16 protein-coding genes are annotated in these 18,382 nt (G+C 69.5%); 14 read left to right on the forward strand and 2 right to left on the reverse strand.

Going from position 1 to position 18,382, the window contains the following annotated elements; genetic code table 11:
- The first annotated feature begins 56 nt into the window (after positions 1–56).
- From SGFS_RS05980 to SGFS_RS06010, 7 genes are all read left to right on the forward strand, one after another.
- Positions 57–1,379: an extracellular solute-binding protein gene (locus tag SGFS_RS05980; protein WP_286248200.1), complete on the forward strand. Its 1,323-nt coding sequence runs from the start codon at positions 57–59 to the stop codon at positions 1,377–1,379.
- Entirely contained in the window at positions 1,376–2,362 is a 987-nt protein-coding gene (locus tag SGFS_RS05985; RefSeq protein ID WP_286248202.1) for a carbohydrate ABC transporter permease, read from the forward strand. The genes SGFS_RS05980 and SGFS_RS05985 overlap by 4 nt, the downstream gene beginning before the upstream one ends.
- On the forward strand, positions 2,359–3,264 hold the full coding sequence (locus SGFS_RS05990; RefSeq protein WP_286248203.1) for a carbohydrate ABC transporter permease: 906 nt from the start codon (positions 2,359–2,361) through the stop codon (positions 3,262–3,264). Before SGFS_RS05985 ends, SGFS_RS05990 begins: the two co-directional genes overlap by 4 nt.
- Positions 3,261–4,292 carry a LacI family DNA-binding transcriptional regulator gene (locus SGFS_RS05995; RefSeq protein WP_286248205.1) on the forward strand — a complete coding sequence of 344 codons (1,032 nt, stop codon included), beginning with the start codon at positions 3,261–3,263 and terminating at the stop codon, positions 4,290–4,292. Before SGFS_RS05990 ends, SGFS_RS05995 begins: the two co-directional genes overlap by 4 nt.
- A gap of 113 nt (positions 4,293–4,405) precedes the next feature.
- Positions 4,406–4,819 (forward strand): DUF6153 family protein, encoded by a 414-nt coding sequence (locus SGFS_RS06000; RefSeq protein WP_286248207.1) that lies wholly within the window; start codon positions 4,406–4,408, stop codon positions 4,817–4,819.
- A 100-nt stretch (positions 4,820–4,919) separates the two neighbouring features.
- Positions 4,920–5,504 carry a DUF305 domain-containing protein gene (locus SGFS_RS06005; RefSeq protein ID WP_286248209.1) on the forward strand — a complete coding sequence of 195 codons (585 nt, stop codon included), beginning with the start codon at positions 4,920–4,922 and terminating at the stop codon, positions 5,502–5,504.
- Between the two features lie 256 nt (positions 5,505–5,760).
- A complete protein-coding gene (locus SGFS_RS06010; protein ID WP_286248211.1) occupies positions 5,761–6,561 on the forward strand; it encodes a VOC family protein in 801 nt (266 codons plus the stop codon).
- Positions 6,562–6,586: 25 nt separating this feature from the next.
- Here the strand turns inward: SGFS_RS06010 and glgX are convergent, their stop codons facing one another.
- Both glgX and SGFS_RS06020 read right to left on the reverse strand, forming a co-directional pair.
- The gene (gene glgX, locus SGFS_RS06015; protein WP_286248212.1) at positions 6,587–8,686 is read right to left on the reverse strand and encodes a glycogen debranching protein GlgX; all 2,100 of its coding nucleotides are present in this window, start codon (positions 8,684–8,686) and stop codon (positions 6,587–6,589) included.
- 23 nt (positions 8,687–8,709) lie between these two features.
- Positions 8,710–9,222, reverse strand: a complete 513-nt coding sequence (locus SGFS_RS06020; RefSeq protein ID WP_286248213.1) for a pep a2 — start codon at positions 9,220–9,222, stop codon at positions 8,710–8,712.
- Between the two features lie 293 nt (positions 9,223–9,515).
- On the opposite strand from SGFS_RS06020, the gene SGFS_RS06025 reads away from it, so the two are divergent.
- The 7 genes from SGFS_RS06025 (at position 9,516) to SGFS_RS06055 (ending at position 18,379) form a co-directional block, all read left to right on the forward strand.
- A complete protein-coding gene (locus SGFS_RS06025) occupies positions 9,516–9,848 on the forward strand; it encodes a DUF5133 domain-containing protein (protein ID WP_286259824.1) in 333 nt (110 codons plus the stop codon).
- A 155-nt stretch (positions 9,849–10,003) separates the two neighbouring features.
- Positions 10,004–12,010: an alpha-1,4-glucan--maltose-1-phosphate maltosyltransferase gene (locus SGFS_RS06030; RefSeq protein WP_286248214.1), complete on the forward strand. Its 2,007-nt coding sequence runs from the start codon at positions 10,004–10,006 to the stop codon at positions 12,008–12,010.
- Entirely contained in the window at positions 12,007–13,728 is a 1,722-nt protein-coding gene (gene treS / locus SGFS_RS06035) for a maltose alpha-D-glucosyltransferase (protein ID WP_286248216.1), read from the forward strand. Before SGFS_RS06030 ends, treS begins: the two co-directional genes overlap by 4 nt.
- Positions 13,729–13,756: 28 nt before the next feature.
- Positions 13,757–15,133, forward strand: coding sequence for a maltokinase N-terminal cap-like domain-containing protein (locus SGFS_RS06040; RefSeq protein WP_286248217.1), 1,377 nt, complete (start codon positions 13,757–13,759; stop codon positions 15,131–15,133).
- 4 nt (positions 15,134–15,137) lie between these two features.
- Complete coding sequence (gene glgB, locus SGFS_RS06045) at positions 15,138–17,372, forward strand: 1,4-alpha-glucan branching enzyme (protein ID WP_286248219.1); 2,235 nt, start codon at positions 15,138–15,140, stop codon at positions 17,370–17,372.
- Positions 17,373–17,531: 159 nt separating this feature from the next.
- Entirely contained in the window at positions 17,532–17,885 is a 354-nt protein-coding gene (locus SGFS_RS06050) for a VOC family protein (RefSeq protein WP_286248221.1), read from the forward strand.
- A gap of 95 nt (positions 17,886–17,980) precedes the next feature.
- Complete coding sequence (locus tag SGFS_RS06055) at positions 17,981–18,379, forward strand: MarR family winged helix-turn-helix transcriptional regulator (RefSeq protein WP_286248224.1); 399 nt, start codon at positions 17,981–17,983, stop codon at positions 18,377–18,379.
- Positions 18,380–18,382 lie beyond the last annotated feature (3 nt).

Here is an 18,382-nt window from a genome sequence, read left to right on the forward strand (position 1 = left end):
GAAGCATGGCATGGTCTTCGCAGCAGGCGAGGACCCAGGTCAGGGGAGAAAGATCCATGCCCAACATCACCAAGCACCGGCGCTTTGTGGCCACCGCCGTCGCCGTCACGCTCGGCGCCACCGCACTTGCCGCCTGTGGCGGGTCCGACGACGACAGCGAGGCCCAGTCGGGGCCGGCGAGCCTGACGTACTGGACCTGGACGCCGGGCATGGACAAGGTCGTGGACCTGTGGAACAAGGGTCCCGGCAAGGAGCAGCAGATCACCGTCACGGTGAAGAAGCAGGCCTCCGGCGACACGCTCGTGACCAAGATCCTCACGGCGCACAAGGCGGGCAAGGGCCCGGACCTGGTGCAGGCCGAGTACCAGGCGCTGCCGACGCTGGTCAGCAATGACGCGGTCGCCGACATCGCGAAGGAGGCGGGCGACGCGAAGAGCAAGTTCGCCGACGGCGTCTGGCAGCAGACCACGCTGGGCTCGGACGCCGTCTACGCGATCCCGCAGGACATCGGGCCGATGATGTTCTACTACCGCGAGGACCTCTTCAAGAAGTACGACCTGACGGTTCCGAAGACCTGGGACGAGTTCGCCGAGACAGCGCGGAAGCTGAAGAAGGAGGACTCGGACGTCGATCTGACCACCTTCTCCGCGAACGACTCGGGCCTCTTCGCCGGTCTCGCCCAGCAGGCGGGCGCCAAGTGGTGGACCACCGAGGGCCAGAAGTGGAAGGTCGGCATAGACGACGCGGCGACGCAGAAGGTCGCCGACTTCTGGGGCGGCCTCGTCAAGGAGGGCGCCATCGACAACCAGCCGATGTACACCCCGGCCTGGAACAAGGCGCTCAACACCGGCAAGCAGATCGCCTGGGTCAGCGCCGTGTGGGCGCCGGGCACGCTGACCACCGCCGCGCCCGACACCAAGGGCAAGTGGAAGGTGGCGCCGCTGCCGCAGTGGTCGTCGTCCGAGAACACGACCGGCAGCTGGGGCGGCTCCTCGACCGCCGTCACCACGGACTCGAACAACAAGGGTGCCGCCGCGAAGTTCGCCGCCTGGCTGAACACCGACCCGGAGGCGCTGACCGCGCTGGCGAAGGAGGGCGGTATCTACCCGGCCGCCACGACCGCGCAGACCAGTGACGCGTTCACCGAGCCGCCGGCCTTCTTCTCCAACCAGGCCGACTTCTACACCACGGCCTCCGAGATCGCGAAGACCACGGCGCCCTCCGCGTGGGGCCCGAACGTGAACGTCGCGTACACCACCTTCAAGGACGCGTTCGGCGCCGCCGCCAAGAACAAGTCGGACTTCGGTGACGCCCTGACGAAGATGCAGGACGACACGGTCGCCGACATGAAGAAGCAGGGCTTCGAGGTCGCGGAGTGACAAGTGCACGCCGGAGGTCGTACGGGGTCAAGGGGGCCCCGTACGCCCACCCGTCTCCCACCACCACCCTCAAACGAGCGCGAAGCGCCCCCTACTTCTTCCTCCTCCCCGCGACAGTCCTGTTCGCCCTCTTCTTCGCGCTGCCCATCGGCTACGCGGTCTGGCTCAGCCTGCACAAGGTGCAGGTCAACGGCCTGGGCCTCGGATCGGGCGCGCGCCGGGAGGTCTGGGCGGGCTTCGAGAACTACGCCGACGCCCTGACCGACTCCGAACTGCTCGACGGCGCGCTGCGCGTCCTCGGCTACGGCGCGATCGTGGTCCCGGTCATGCTCGGCCTGGCGCTGGTCTTCGCCCTGATGCTGGACAGCGACAAGGTGAAGCTGGCCCCCTTCACCCGGTTGGCGATCTTCCTGCCGTACGCCATCCCTGGCGTCGTGGCGGCCCTGCTCTGGGGCTTCCTCTACCTCCCGGACGTCAGCCCCTTCTACTTCGTGCTGGAGAAGCTGGGGCTCCCGCAGCCGGACCTGCTGGACGGCGGCGGCCTGTACGCGGCGCTGTCGAACATCGCGGTCTGGGGCGGCACCGGCTTCAACATGATCGTCATCTACACCTCGCTGCAGGCGATCCCCACCGAGGTGTACGAGGCGGCCAAGCTGGACGGCGCGACGCCGCTACAGATCGCGCTGCGGATCAAGATCCCGATGGTGGCGCCCTCGCTGGTGCTGACCTTCTTCTTCTCGATCATCGCCACACTCCAGGTGTTCAGCGAGCCGACGACCTTGAAGCCCCTCACCAACTCGGTCTCCACGACGTGGAGTCCGCTGATGAAGGTGTACCGGGACGCGTTCGGCGAGGGCGACATCTACTCGGCGGCCGCCGGCGCGGTGATCATCGCCGTGGCCACGCTGGTCCTGTCCTTCGGCTTCCTGAGGGCCGCGAACTCCCGGAACAAGCGGGACGACAGTCAAGGAGCCGTACGATGAGTTCTCTTGCCGTCCGCAAGACCGCCCCGGCGGCCAGCACCACGCCCGGCACCGCACAGGGCCCGCCGCTGGGCCGCCGGATCGCGCTCGTCCCGACGCTCACTCTGCTGCTGGGCGCGATCTACTGTCTGCTTCCCGTGGCCTGGGTGCTGATCGCGGCCACCAAGTCGGGCAGCGAGCTGTTCTCCACGTTCACCTTCTTCCCGGGCACCGGCTTCGCGGACAACGTGTCCGACCTGAACGCCTACCGCGACGGCGTCTACTGGAAGTGGATGGGCAACTCCGCCCTGTACGCGGGCGTCGGCGCCCTGCTGTCGACCGCCGTCTCGGCGGTCAGCGGCTACGCGCTGGCGATCTACCGTTTCAAGGGCCGCGAGACCATCTTCAGTGTCCTGATGGCGGGCGTGCTGATGCCGCCGGTGATCCTCGCCATCCCGCAGTACCTGCTGATGGCCAAGGCGGACCTCGCGGACACCTACTGGTCGGTGCTGCTGCCGCTGGTCCTCTCCCCGTACGGCGTGTACCTGTCCCGGATCTACGCGGCCGCCGCCGTCCCCGGCGACGTGGTCGAGGCCGGGCGGATGGACGGGGCGAGCGAGTGGCGGATCTTCACCCGGATCGCGCTGCCGATGATGGTGCCGGGTCTGGTGACGGTCTTCCTGTTCCAGTTCGTCGCCGTGTGGAACAACTTCCTGCTGCCGTACATCATGCTCAGCGACGACGAGAAGTTCCCGATCACGCTGGGTCTGTTCACGCTCCTCGAACAGGGCTCCAACACTCCGGCGCTCTACACCCTGGTGATCACGGGTGCGCTGCTCGCGGTGATCCCGCTGATCGCGCTCTTCCTGGTCATCCAGCGCTTCTGGAGCCTCGATCTGCTCTCCGGGGCCGTAAAGTCATGACCATGAGCAACACGGGGGGCAGGCGCAAACCGCCGACCATTCACGATGTGGCGCGCGAGGCGGGAGTCTCCAGGGGAACCGTCTCACGCGTGCTCAACGGCGGTCACTACGTCAGCCCGAGCGCCGCCGAGGCCGTCAACGCCGCGATCCGCAAGACGGGTTACGTCGTGAACCGGCACGCCCGCTCGCTGATCACCGGCCGCTCCGACTCGATCGGCTTCCTGCTGACGGAACCGCAGGAAAAGCTGTTCGAGGACCCCAACTTCAACGTCCTGCTGCGCGGTTGCACCCAGGCACTGGCCGCGCACGACATCCCACTGCTCCTGATGGTGGCCGGCACGGAGGACGAGCGGCGCCGGATCACGCGGTACATCACGGCGGGCCACGTCGACGGTGTGCTGCTGGTGTCCAGCCACTCCGGGAACCCGGTCGCCCAGGAACTGCGCGAGGCGGGGATTCCCCTCGTCCAGTGCGGCAAGCCGATGGCGCCCGGTTCCAAGGTCAGTTACGTGGCCGCGGACGACCGGGACGGCGCCCGTGACATGGTGCGCCACCTCCTGTCGCTGGGCCGCCGCCGCATCGGCGTCGTGACCGGTCCGCTGGACACCCCGGGCGGTGTCGACCGCCTCGCCGGCTACAAGGAGGTGCTCGGGGAGGCGGGCGTCGAGATCGACGAGCGGCTCATCGTCTCCGGCGACTACAGCCGGGCCAGCGGTGAGACGGGCGCCGAACGGCTGCTGGCGCAGGCACCCGACATGGACGCCGTGTTCGTGGCCTCCGACCTGATGGCGCAGGGCGCCCTGGCGGCGCTGCGCCGGGCGGGCCGTCGCGTCCCCGAGGACGTGGCCGTGGGCGGCTTCGACGACTCCGCCGCGGCGACGGAGGCCGTCCCCGCCCTCACGACGATCCGCCAGCCCTACGACCGCATCAGCGCCGAGATGGTCCGGGTGCTGCTGGCGCAGATCGGCGGCGAGGACCCGGCCGCGGTGATCCTGCCGACGGATCTGGTGCGCCGGGAGTCGACGTGACGCGGAAGCCGTCCCCGCGATTGAACCCCGCTGACGATCCCCGCGTACTACACCGCACAGCATCGCTGCGAAGGAGCTTCGCGGTTCCACTCGCTGGAGGAGGATCGTCGGTCGTGGGCGTGAGCCGTGTCGTACGAGCAGGAGGTGCCCTCGGGCAGTTGCTGCTCGTCGTCGTGCTCGCGCTGGGTGTCTTCGTGATGCACACGGTCGGGCACCCGGAGGAGCACTCCGGGAGGGCCCTGAGTGCCCACGCGCCCGGCACCACGAAGGCCGACCCGCCCGCGGCAGCCCATGGGGCGGAGACCTCTCCCTCCACCGACCGCCCTGCCGTACCCATGGACATGACCTCGCTGTGCGTGGCCGTCCTGCTCGCCGTGTGGGTGCTCGCCGCGCTCGTCCGTGCCGCGCTGGCCCGCCGCACGGACCGCTCGGCCTCCCTCCTCGCGCGGATGCCGATGGGTCTGCGGCCCAATCCCCCGCCGCCCCGTCCCCCTGATCTCACCCGGCTGTCGGTTCTACGGCTTTAGGCCGTACGCCCTCCCGTGGGCGCGCCCTCGTGTGCGGCCCCACGGCATCGACGTACGCCCGAAAGCATTCCGAGAACGATCAGTACGAGGTGAAATCACCATGTCTTCTTCCACGCGCGCCCGGCGCCGCACGTCCGCCCTCGGCGCTCTGGCCGCCGGCGTCATCCTGCTCACCGCCTGTGGTGGTGACGGCGACGCCGCAACGGGCGGCGACTTCAACGACGCGGACGTCGCGTTCGCGCAGATGATGATCCCGCACCACGAGCAGGCCCTGGAGATGGCGAAGCTGGCCGACGGCCGGGCGTCCGACTCCGAGATCAAGGAGATCGCGGCGAAGGTCGAGCAGGCTCAGGACCCCGAGATCAGGACGATGACGGGCTGGCTGAAGTCCTGGAAGCAGCCGACGGCCGTGGAGTCCATGCCGGGCATGGACCACGGCCACGGCGGTGGCGGCGACGGCATGATGTCCGACGAGGACATGACGGAACTCGACGCCATGAAGGGCAGCGGGTTCGACAAGATGTTCGCGGAGATGATGATCGAGCACCATGAAGGCGCGATCGCCACGGCTCAGGAAGAGCTGAAGAACGGCAGGAACGCCGACGCCAAGGAGATGGCCGACGACATCGTCACGGGCCAGTCCGCCGAGGTGAAGCAGCTCAAGAGCATCCTCGAACGGCTCTGACCGCTTCGACGGCTCCGATCGTCGTCGTGATGGTGGTGTGAGCGGTGCCGCCCGTGCCCCGCGTAAGGGCGCGGGCGGGCCGTCATCACCCGAACGGTCGTCCGGATCGTTGTCCGAAGGGCATGCGAGCACCGGGGTCGGAGCGCCACGCGGGGGTACTCGGCAGGCACCGGCCCCGGATTCGGTTGGAGACTGGTGTCCCCACCCGTGTGTCCCACTGGTGTGTGCCGGCGGACGAGACCAGGACGCGACTGCCATGAATCACGACACGAAGCAAAGCGGCGCGGCGAACGTCGTCTCCAGCCATTCCGTTTTCGGCGCCCCCTGCTGGGTCAGCCTGACCAGCCGCGATCTCGCGGCCACGGAGAACTTCTACGCGGCCGTACTCGGCTGGCGATGGCGCACCGGCAAGATGGGGGACCGTTTCCGGATCGCGCTCGCGGACGGTGTGCCGGTCGCCGGGATCGCGGCGGTTGCCGCGCTGTGGCAGATGGCGGTCGCCTGGACGCCGTACTTCGCCGTGTCCGACGCGGACGCGGCCGCCGCGCGGGCCCGGGAGCGGGGCGGCACGGTCGCGGTAGGACCGCTCTCCTTCCCGCCCGGCCGGGCGGCCCTGCTGGCGGACCGCCACGGGGCCACCTTCGGGATCTGGGAGGGCGAGCTGTTCACCGACTGGGACACCTGGCGCCGGGCCGCCCCCGCCTTCATCAGGCTCCACACGCGGGACGCCTTCGACGCGGCCATCTTCTACGGCGAGGTCCTGGAGTGGGCCACCGAGAAGCCCGGATGCTGCGAGGTCCGCTACGAGGCGAACGAGGTCGTCCTGCGCAGCGAGGGCGAGATCGTGGCCCGGATCAGCTCCGGTGCGCTGGAGGCGGCGCCCGACCCCACCATCCGGCCCCACTGGCAGATCCACTTCTCGGTCTCCGACGTGGCGGCCTGCGTCGAGGCCGCCGAGCACCACGGCGGAACGGTCCTGCGCCAGGGCCCGGACGAGGCGGTACTGCGCGACCCGGACGGCGCCCAGTTCACGATCACCTCACGCCGGGACCGCTGAGCCCGATCCGCCAGGGGCGGGCGCTTCACATGGCCTTGGACGGCCGTGACAGCAGCACGAGTCCACGGGCCTCCACGGCGACCGTCGCGTCCGCCTTGTACTCCGACTCGTCCGGGGTGCTGTCCGGCTCGGCGGCGGTGTCGACGCACACCGTCCAGCGTTCCCCGAACGTGGCCCCGGGCAGGCGGAACGGCATCGGCTCCCAGTGGCTGTTGAGGAGCAGCAGGAACGAGTCGTCGACGACGGCGCGGCCGTACGGGTCCGGCTCGGCGATGGCGTCACCGTTGAGGAACACGCCCACGGCATGCGCGTCGGAGCGTTCCCAGTCCGCGTCGGTCATCTCGCGGGCGTCCGGCCGCAGCCACACCAGGTCGGGCAGCGGCTGGCCCTCGTGGGTCGGCGTGTCGCCGTGGAAGAACCGGAGGCGGCGCAGGACGGGGTGGGCGGCGCGCAGGGCGATGAGCCGTCGGGTGAAGTCCAGCAGGGCGCACTGCTCCTCGTCGAGCCGCCAGTCGACCCACGAGACCTCGTTGTCCTGGCAGTAGGCGTTGTTGTTGCCGCCTTGCGTGCGGCCCAGTTCGTCGCCGTGGCAGAGCATCGGAATGCCCTGGGACAGCAGCAGGGTGGCCAGGAGGTTGCGCTGCTGGCGGGCGCGGAGGGCGAGGACCTGCTGGTCGTCCGTGGGGCCCTCGGCCCCGCAGTTCCAGGACCGGTTGACGCTCTCCCCGTCCCGGTTGCCCTCCCCGTTGGCCTCGTTGTGCTTGTCGTCGTACGACACCAGGTCGCGCAGGGTGAAACCGTCGTGCGCGGTCACGAAGTTGACGCTGGCGCGCGGGCGGCGCCGACTGTGCTCGTACAGGTCGGAGGAGCCGGTCAGCCGGGAGGCGAACTCGCCGAGGGTGTGCGGCCGGCCGCGCCAGAAGTCCCGTACGGCATCCCTGTACTTGCCGTTCCACTCCGACCACAGCGGCGGGAAGTTGCCCACCTGATAGCCGCCCTCGCCGACGTCCCACGGCTCGGCGATGAGCTTCACACGGCTGATCACCGGGTCCTGCTGGATCAGGTCGAAGAACACCGACAGCCGGTCCACCTCGTGGAACTGCCGGGCGAGTGTGGCCGCGAGGTCGAAGCGGAACCCGTCGACATGCATCTCGGTCACCCAGTACCTCAGCGAGTCCATGATCAGCTGGAGGACGTACGGGTGCCGCATCAGCAGGCTGTTGCCGGTGCCGGTGGTGTCGTAGTAGTGCGCCCAGTCGCCGTCCACCAGGCGGTAGTACGAGGCGTTGTCGATGCCTCGGAAGGAGAGGGTCGGGCCCTTCTCGTTGCCCTCCGCGGTGTGGTTGTAGACCACGTCGAGGATCACTTCGAGTCCGGCCGCGTGCAGCGCCTTGACCATGGCCTTGAACTCGGTGACCTGCTGTCCCCGGGTGCCGTGGGCGGCGTAGGCGTTGTGCGGCGCGAAGAAGCCGAGCGTGTTGTAGCCCCAGTGGTTGGACAGGCCCCGCCCCTGGAGCACCCCGTCCTGCACGTACTGGTGCACCGGCATCAGCTCGATCGCGGTCACCCCGAGCGAGGTGAGGTGCTCCACGACGGCGGGATGCGCCAGCCCGGCGTAGGTGCCGCGCAGTTCGGCGGGGACGTCCGGGTGGGTGCGGGTGAGGCCGCGTACATGGGCCTCGTAGATCACGCTCTCGGCGTACGGCCGTCGGGGCGGGCGGTCGTCGCCCCAGTCGAAGTAGGGGTCGGTGACCACGCCGAGCATGGTGTGCCCGGCGCTGTCGGCGCCGGGTTCGACGAGCGAGGGGTGGTTGTCCACCTGCCCGTCGACGGCTCTGGTGTACGGGTCGAGGAGCAGCTTCGCCGGGTCGCAGCGGTGGCCGGCGGCCGGGTCCCAGGGCCCGTGCACGCGGTAGCCGTAGCGCTGTCCGGGGCCGACGCCGGGGAGGTGGCCGTGCCACACGAAGCCGTCGGCCTCGGTGAGGGGGACCCGGCGGTGCCCGCCGTCCCCGTCGACGAGGACCAGGTCGACGGCCTCGGCGACCTCGCTGAAGAGGGCGAAGTTGGTGCCCGTGCCGTCGAAGGAGGCGCCCAGCGGATAGGGGTGCCCACTCCACACGGGCACCCCTGTCCTGCGCGGCCGCGCGGTCACAGCGCCGCTTCGGCGCAGCACACCGCGCTCAGCGGACCGGCGAGCACCGCGGCGGTCGGCATCTCGCGGGGCACCTGCCGCACCTCCCGCAGGGTCGGCGCGGGTACCGTCGGGACCCGGGGCACGCTTTCGTCGACCGGCGCCCGCTGGGTGAACCAGATGACCGTGCTCCCGCTGGCCGTGGTGCAGCAGCCCCAGCCGTCGCTCAGCGCGGCGATCCAGGCCAGGCAGGGGCGCAGCTCCCGGTCCGGGCGTACCCCGCGGTCGTTCTGGCCGACGGCGGAGATGAGGTGCTGGCCGTTCCACCACATCTCGATCGACGTGTTCTTGTCCGTCGCGTGTTCGTCGATCGCGCGGAGCAGCAGCTCGGCGCTGTGGCAGACGGGTCCGACGAGGGTTTCCAGGTCCCAGAGCCTCAGGTGCGCGGCCAGGATGCGCCTGACCTGTTGGACCCGTTCCGGACCGACTTCCACGTCGAGGTGGTAGTAACAGGGCACTGCAGTCTTCATCGTCGTTGGCTCCTCACCGGCGAAGCTCCCGCCTCCGCTCGTCCTCACGGACGAAATCCGATCACGAAGCGTGAGCACTGATCGCTTCTGAGTCAGATCCCAGAGTGGGAGTGCTACGCCATTCGTGCAACACGAGCGACTCATGGGGTAGTTGAAGCACCAACAAGACGCTCGGTCGTCACCCGTGCACCATGAGGGCAGGCATCGGCTCATCAGGGGCCGGTGCTCCTCCGTGCACGACTCCGCGCGGGGGGTCGTACCCCTCCGAGAGTCCTTGGGAGGTGACCGGCACCATGCTGCTGCCCGCCAAGAACGAGGTGGCCCGACATCTGCGGCGCTACCGGACGTGGGAACGCGTCATGCTCGCGGCCCCGAGCGACCTCGCCGCGCGGGGTCATTTCGAGGACTCGGGCTACACGTTGTGCGTGCTGATGGGCAAGCGCTGTGCCCGGGAGGCGGTGGCGGCGGCCGAGCGCTATCTCCAGACGAACCTGCTCACCTATCTCCGGGAGCACGGCGGCCACCCCCAGCAGGAGTCCCCGCTCGAACAGCCCGGTCAGGGTCGGCAGGACCGCCGCGTAAGACGCCGTCCACCGCCGGAGTCCCGGTTCGCGGGCGGGAGATAGCGCGCGGGGTGGGTGCCGGCAGGGAAGTACAGCGGTCCCTCCGGGAAGACGGCGGTCGCTTCGGGGAGAGAGCGGCCTTCCGGGTGAACCCACTCGTTCTTTTGCAGGAAGCCGTTCGGCGCAGCGCCGATCTCGAATGTGGCGGAGGTGAGACCGTGAGCCCGACCCCGGCCATCGGCCGTGTCCCCATCAAGGAGGTCCGCCCACTCGTCGAGTGCGGCGGACGCCCTGCGAAAGCGGTGGTGGGCGAGACCTTCGAGGTCAGTGCGACGGTCTTCCGTGAGGGCCATGACGCGGTCGCCGCCAATGTGGTCCTCCGCGACACCGAGGGCCGCCCCGGCCCCTGGACGCCGATGCGCGAGCTGGCCCCCGGCACCGACCGCTGGGGCGCGATGGTCACGCCGGACGCGGTCGGTCTGTGGACGTATCAGGTCGAGGCATGGGGCGACCCGGTCGCCACCTGGCGGCGCACGGCGAGCATAAAGGTCCCGGCGGGCATCGACGTGGGGCTGGTGCTGGAGGAGGGCGCCGAGCTGTACGCACGGGCCGCCGCCGGAGTGCCGGAGGGGCCGGCCCGTGAGGTGGTGCTGGCCGCGGCGGGCGCGCTGGGCGACGGCTCGTCGCCGGCCGCGGCACGCCTGGCGGCGGCGTCGACGCCGGAGGTGGACGAGGTCCTGGCCCTGTATCCGCTGCGGGAACTGGTCACCAGCAGCGATCCACTGCCGCTGCTGGTGGAGCGGGAACGGGCCCTGTACGGCTCCTGGTACGAGTTCTTCCCCCGCTCCGAGGGCACCCCCGAGCAGCCCCACGGCACCTTCCGCACAGCCGCGCGCAGGCTGGCGGCGATCGCGGAGATGGGCTTCGACGTCATCTACCTGCCGCCGGTCCACCCGATCGGGACGACGTTCCGCAAGGGCCGCAACAACACCCTCTCCCCGACCCCCGACGACGTCGGCGTGCCGTGGGCGATCGGCTCGCCCGAGGGCGGCCATGACGCCGTCCACCCCGGCCTGGGCACGATCGAGGACTTCGACTTCTTCGTCGGTGAGGCGCGGGGCCTGGGTCTGGAGGTGGCGCTGGACTTCGCCCTCCAGTGCAGCCCGGACCATCCCTGGGTGCACAAGCACCCGGAGTGGTTCCATCACCGCCCCGACGGCTCGATCGCGTACGCGGAGAACCCGCCGAAGAAGTACCAGGACATCTACCCCATCGCCTTCGACGCGGACATGCCCGGCCTGATCGCCGAGACCGTGCGGGTGCTGCGGCACTGGATGGACCACGGCGTGCGGATCTTCCGCGTGGACAACCCGCACACCAAACCGGTCGTCTTCTGGGAACAGGTGATCGCCGCGGTCAACGGCACCGACCCGGACGTGGTGTTCCTGGCGGAGGCCTTCACCCGCCCGGCGATGATGCACGCCCTCGCCCAGGCCGGCTTCCAGCAGTCGTACACCTACTTCACCTGGCGCAACACCAAACAGGAACTCACCGACTACGCCACCGAACTGTCCGGGGAGGCCGCCGCCTACATGCGGCCGAACTTCTTCGTCAACACCCCCGACATCCTCCACGAGTTCCTCCAGCACGGCGGCCGCCCCGCCTTCGAACTCCGCGCGGTCCTCGCCGCGACCCTCTCCCCCACCTGGGGCGTCTACTCCGGCTACGAACTGTGCGAGAACACCCCACTGAAACCCGGCAGCGAGGAGTACCTGGACTCCGAGAAATACCAACTCCGGCCCCGCGACTGGGACGCGGCGGAACGCGACGGACGTACGATCGCCCCCCTCATCACTTCGCTGAACCACCTCAGACGACGCCACCCGGCGCTGCGCCGCCTGCGCAATCTGCACTTCCACCGGACCGGCAACGACGCGCTGATCGCGTACAGCAAGCGCACGGGGTCGGACACGGTTCTGATGGTCGTCAACCTCGACCCCCACCACGCCCAGGAGGGCGAGGTCTCGTTGGACATGCCGCGGCTCGGTCTTGACGTGCACGACATCGTGCCGGTGCGGGACGAGCTGACGGGTGAGACCTATCACTGGGGCCACAGCAACCATGTGCGTCTGGAACCCGGGCGGGCGCCCGCGCACATCCTGCATGTCCCCCATGTCGAACGGTCGTCCTTCTCGCCACGGAACGGAGGGTCAAGAACGCCATGACCATGAACAAGCCCATCCCTGACACCTTCGAGGACACTCCGCAGAAGGACCGGGACCCGGACTGGTTCAAACGCGCCGTCTTCTACGAAGTCCTCGTCCGCTCCTTCCAGGACAGCGACGGCGACGGCATCGGCGACCTCAAGGGCCTGACCGCCAAACTCGACTATCTCCAGTGGCTGGGCATCGACTGCATCTGGCTCCCGCCCTTCTTCAAATCCCCCCTGCGCGACGGCGGTTACGACGTCTCCGACTACACCGCCGTCCTCCCCGAATTCGGTGACCTCGCCGACTTCGTGGAATTCATCGACGCCGCCCACCAACGCGGTATGCGCGTCATCATCGACTTCGTCATGAACCACACCAGCGACCAGCACCCGTGGTTCCAGGAGTCGAGAAAGGAACCCGACGGCCCCTACGGCGACTACTACGTCTGGGCCGACGACGACAAGCAGTTCCAGGACGCCCGCATCATCTTCGTCGACACCGAGGCCTCCAACTGGACCTACGACCCCGTCCGGCAGCAGTACTACTGGCACCGCTTCTTCGCCCACCAGCCGGACCTCAACTACGAGAACCCGGCCGTACAGGAGGAGATCCTGGCCGCGCTGCGGTTCTGGCTCGACCTCGGAATCGACGGCTTCCGACTGGACGCGGTGCCGTACCTCTACCAGCGGGAAGGCACGAACTGCGAGAACCTGCCCGCCACCCACCAGTTCCTCAAACGCGTCCGCCGGGATATCGACGCACAGTATCCGGACACCGTGCTGTTGGCGGAGGCGAACCAATGGCCGGAGGACGTCGTCGACTACTTCGGCGAATTTCCGAGCGGCGGCGACGAATGCCACATGGCATTCCATTTCCCCGTCATGCCCCGCATCTTCATGGCGGTGCGGCGGGAATCGCGCTACCCGGTCTCGGAAGTCCTCGCCAAGACCCCGTCGATCCCGTCCGGCTGCCAGTGGGGCATCTTCCTGCGCAACCACGACGAGCTGACCCTCGAAATGGTCACCGACGAAGAACGCGACTACATGTACGCGGAATACGCGAAGGACCCGCGTATGCGCGCCAACATCGGAATCCGCAGGCGCCTGGCCCCACTCCTGGACAACGACCGCAACCAGATCGAACTGTTCACCGCCCTGCTGCTCTCCCTCCCCGGCTCGCCGATCCTCTACTACGGCGACGAGATCGGCATGGGCGACAACATCTGGCTCGGCGACCGCGACGGAGTCCGCACACCGATGCAGTGGACCCCGGACCGCAACGCGGGCTTCTCGACGAGCGACCCGGGACGGCTCTACCTCCCGACCATCATGGATCCCGTCTACGGCTACCAGGTCACCAATGTCGAGGCCTCCATGTCCTCGCCCTCGTCCCTGCTGCACTGGACCCGGCGCATGATCGAGATCCGCAAGCAGAACTGCGCGTTCGGCCTCGGCTCCTACACCGAACTCTCCTCGTCCAACGCCGCCGTCCTCGCCTATCTCCGCGAGTACGAGGACGACCTGGTGCTCTGCGTGAACAACTTCTCCCGCTTCCCGCAGCCCACCGAACTCGACCTGCGCGCCTACGAGGGACGCCACCCCGTCGAACTCATCGGCGGCGTCCGCTTCCCAGCGATCGGCGAACTGCCCTACCTCCTCACCCTCGCGGGCCACGGCTTCTACTGGTTCCGGCTCTCCCGAGTCCTCTCCCGCGCCGCCGCCCGACGGCGTTGAGCGTGTGCTCGCGAAAGGACGCGTCACCATGCCGAAGACCGCTACCCTCCGCCCGAGCAGTGCCGGGGACGCCACCGACCTCATGACCTCGCTCGCCGGGTTGCTGCGGGACTGGCTGCCCCGGCAGCGCTGGTTCGCGGGCAAGGACAGGCCCGTCACGGATCTCGCGCTGCTGTCCATGACCGAGCTGTACCCGGGCTGTCTGCACCTGCTGATCCACGCCGGTCACTCGGGGTTGCCCAGCCCGGTCGGGGCGGGCCCGGCGGGCGACTGCTACCAGCTGCTGCTCGGCATACGGGAGCATCTCGCGCCGCGTCTGGGCCGGGCCCTCATCGGGCGGGCGCACGAGGGTCCACTTGCCGGTCTCACGGTGTACGACGCGCTGTACGACCCCCGGTCGGCGCAGTTGCTCCTGGAACGCCTGCGGCACCCCGGCACCGTCGGCCCCCTGCGCTTCGAGGCGGATCCGTCCGTCTCGGTGCCCGCCGGGCTCGCGCCACGGCTGCTGGACGCCGAGCAGTCCAACACCTCGCTCGTGTACGGCGACGCCTTCATCCTGAAGGTCTTCCGGCGGATCCAGCCCGGTGTCAACCCCGATCTGGAGGTGCCGGGAGCCCTGGCCGGGCAGGGCTGCGGGCGGGTGCCCGCGCCCGTGGCGTGGTTCCGGACGAAGCATCCGTACGCGGCGACCCTCGGCGTACTCCAGCCGTTCCTGCGGGACGCGTCCGACGGCTGGACCCTGGCCCTGGGGGCGCTCGCCTCGGGTGACGACTTCGCCGCTCAGGCCCGTGAGCTGGGGCGGGCCACTGCGGAGGTGCACCTCGCGCTGGCCTCGGCGTTCACCGCCGGGGCACACGGCGACAACGGCCGGACGGGTGCGGCGATAGCGGAGGCCATGACCGAGCGGCTGGACACCGCCGCGCACTGCGTACCGGCGCTCAGGCCGTTCGTGCCCGGTCTGCGCGGCGCCTTCCGGGCGCTCGTCCACTGCGATGCCGGGCCACCCGCCCAGCGCATCCACGGCGATCTGCATCTGGGGCAGGTGCTGCGGGCGGGCCGGGAGTGGTTCGTCATCGACTTCGAGGGCGAGCCGTCCCGTCCGCTCACCGAGCGGTGCGGCACCGAGTCCCCGGTCCGGGACATCGCCGGCATGCTGCGCTCCTTCGACTACGCGGCCCGCCAGCGCCGCCCCTGGCGCCCGGAGTGGGCGCGCCGGTGCCGCGAGGCCTACTGCGCGGGCTATGCCGCCCGCGCGGGCTGGGACCCGCGCAAGAAACACGGTCTGCTGCGCGCGTACGAGACCGACAGAGCCGTGTACGAGGTGCTGTACGAGGCGCGGCACCGACCCGACTGGCTACCCGTACCGATGGCGGCGATCGAACGACTCGCCGTGAGAGGAGACTGAAGCCGTGGCCCTGCGCGACATCACATCCCTGGAGTCGGCCGGTCCACACCCGGCACCGACGCCGTGCGAGGCGGCCCCTCCCCTGGCCCCCGCCGACCGCGACCGCCTCCTGTCCGGCTCCCACCACGACCCGCACGCCCTGCTCGGGGCGCACCCGGTCCCGGGCGGCATCGCGGTGAGGACCCTGCGCCCGTTCGCGCGTGCCGTGAACGTCGTCGTCGACGGGGAGCACTGGAGTCTCACCTCGGAAGGGGGCGGGCTCTTCGCCGGGGTACTGCCGCTGGACGCGATCCCCGCGTACACGCTGCTGGTGGCGTACGACGGGGCCGTACAGGAGACCGAGGACCCGTACCGGTTCCTGCCCGCTCTCGGGGAACTGGACCTGCATCTGATCCGCGAGGGCCGGCACGAGGAGCTGTGGAAGGCCCTCGGTGCCGAGCCCATGACCCACCAGGGCGTGACCGGCACCCGCTTCACGGTGTGGGCGCCGAACGCACGCGGCGTGCGGGTGGCCGGAGACCTCAACTTCTGGGACGGGACGGCGTTCCCGATGCGATCCCTGGGTTCGTCCGGGGTGTGGGAGCTGTTCCTGCCGGGTGTCGGCGAGGGCACGACGTACAAGTTCGAGATCACCTCCCGGTACGGCGACCGCTTCCTCAAGTCCGACCCGATGGCACGCCGTGCGCAGGTACCGCCCGAGACGGCGTCCGTCGTGACCGCGTCGCGCCACGAGTGGGGCGACGCGGAGTGGATGGCGAGGCGCGGGGACGTGCCCGTCCACCAGGCCCCCTTCTCGGTGTACGAGATCCATCTGGCGTCCTGGCGACCAGGGTTGACGTACCGTCAGCTTGCTGAGCAGCTACCGGCGTATGTGAAGGACCTCGGCTTCACACATGTGGAGCTGATGCCGGTCGCCGAGCATCCGTTCGGCGGCTCGTGGGGTTACCAGGTCACGGGCTTCTACGCGCCCACGGCCCGGCTCGGTACCCCCGACGACTTCAGGTATCTGGTGGACGCCCTGCATCAGGCCGGGATCGGCGTGATCATGGACTGGGTGCCGGCCCACTTCCCCAAGGACGACTGGGCGTTGGCCCGCTTCGACGGGGATCCGCTGTACGAACCCGGGGACGCGCGGCGGGCCGAGCATCCGGACTGGGGGACGTACGAGTTCGACTTCGGGCGCACCGAGGTTCGCAATTTCCTCGTGGCGAACGCGGTGTACTGGTGCGAGGAGTTCCACATCGACGGGCTGCGGGTGGATGCGGTCGCCTCGATGCTGTACCTGGACTACTCGCGTGAGGAGGGCCAGTGGTCGCCGAACGTGTTCGGTGGGCGGGAGGACCTCGACGCGATGCGGTTCCTGCAGGAGATGAACGCCACGCTGTACCGGCGGATGCCGGGGGTGGTGACCATCGCGGAGGAGTCCACCGACTGGGGCGGGGTGACCTCACCCACGGACTGGGGCGGCCTGGGGTTCGGGCTGAAGTGGAACATGGGCTGGATGCACGACTCGTTGGAGTACATGGCCAAGGAGCCCGTGCACCGCAAGTACCACCACAACGAGATGACGTTCTCGATGGTGTACGCGTACAGCGAGAACTACGTCCTGCCCGTCTCCCACGACGAGGTCGTCCACGGCAAGCAGGCCCTGGTGTCGAAGATGCCGGGTGACTGGTGGCAGCGGCGGGCCAACCACCGGGCGTACCTGGGCTTCATGTGGGCCCATCCCGGCAAGCAACTCCTCTTCATGGGGCAGGAGTTCGCGCAGGGGGCGGAGTGGTCGGAGGCGCACGGGCCGGACTGGTGGCTGCTGGATCCGGCGTACGGGGCGGAGGCGGACCACCGGGGGGTTCGGGACCTCGTCCGGGACCTCAACGCGGTCTACCGGCACACCCCTGCGTTGTGGGAGCGGGACACCGAGCCGGACGGGTTCCAGTGGGTGACCGGGGACGCGGCCGACGACAATGTGCTGGCGTTCCTGAGGTACGACGCGAAGGGTAGTCCGCTGTTGGCGGTCTGCAATCTCTCGCCGGTCGTACGGCAGGAGTACCGGTTGGGGGTGACGGAGGGCGTCTCGGGGTGGTCCGAGGTCCTCAACACCGATGCCGTTCGCTATGGGGGCAGCGGTGTCGGCAACCCTCGCGCCGTGGAACCGGAGCCTCGGCCCTGGCATGGGCGCGGGGCCAGCATCGGGCTCACGCTGCCGCCGCTGGCCACGGTCTGGCTCCGGCCCGCCTGACTTTTCTCTCGCCCCCGCCGCCCCTACCCGTCGCCGTCCCGTCCCCCACCGGGCCGCAGCCGACCGATCAGAATTCGAGAAGCCGCTTCCCCCTCCCCGGCCCTAGCGTGAAAACACCGGCGTCGGACAACCGACACCACACGAGAGCAGGAGTACGTCATGACCGCGGGCGTGAAGACCGTCATCTATCCCGTCAAGGACCTCGCCCAGGCGAAGGCCCTGTTCAGCGCGTTGCTGGGCGCCGAGCCCTATGCGGACACCCCGTACTACGTCGGGTTCAAGGACGCCGGGCAGGACATCGGGCTCGACCCCAACGGGCACGCGAAGGGGATCACGGGGCCGGTCCCCTACTGGCACGTCTCCGACATCCGCGCGTCGCTGACGGCGTTGGTGGGCGCGGGCGCCGAGACGCTCCAGGATGTGCAGGACGTCGGCGGCGGCAGGCTGATCGCCTCTGCGAAGGACGCGGACGGGAATCTCATCGGGCTCCTCCAGGACTCCCCCGCCGAGTAGCCCGCGGGCGCCCCACCCGCCACGGTCCCGCTCGCCTGTGCACCCGCAATAGTTGCACCGGCAACAAGGCTCCGACCCTCTGTTACCGTGCGGGTATGGCAGCGAACACGGCCGGTGCACGGCTCGAGGAGCAGTGGCGGGGCATCCTGTCCGTGCACGCGCGCACGATGTGCGAGATCGATCGCGCGCTGCATCCGCACGGCCTCGGCGCCAGCGACTTCGAGGTGCTCGATGTTCTCGTGTCGGGTACGGCGGCTGCCAAGGACTCCGGTGAGCAGTGCCGGGTGCAGAACATCGCCGAGCAGGTCCACCTCAGCCAGAGCGCCCTTTCTCGACTGATCGGGCGCCTGGAGAAGGAGGGCCTGGTGGAGCGCACGGTCTGCGCGGAGGACCGGCGCGGGGTGTGGGTCTCCCTCACCCGGAAGGGCCGCGAGCTGCACAGCGAGGTGCTGCCCCTGCAGCGCGACGTCCTGGCCCGCATGCTGAACGGCTGACGT

This window comes from Streptomyces graminofaciens (assembly GCF_030294945.1).
GTDB lineage: Bacteria > Actinomycetota > Actinomycetes > Streptomycetales > Streptomycetaceae > Streptomyces > Streptomyces graminofaciens.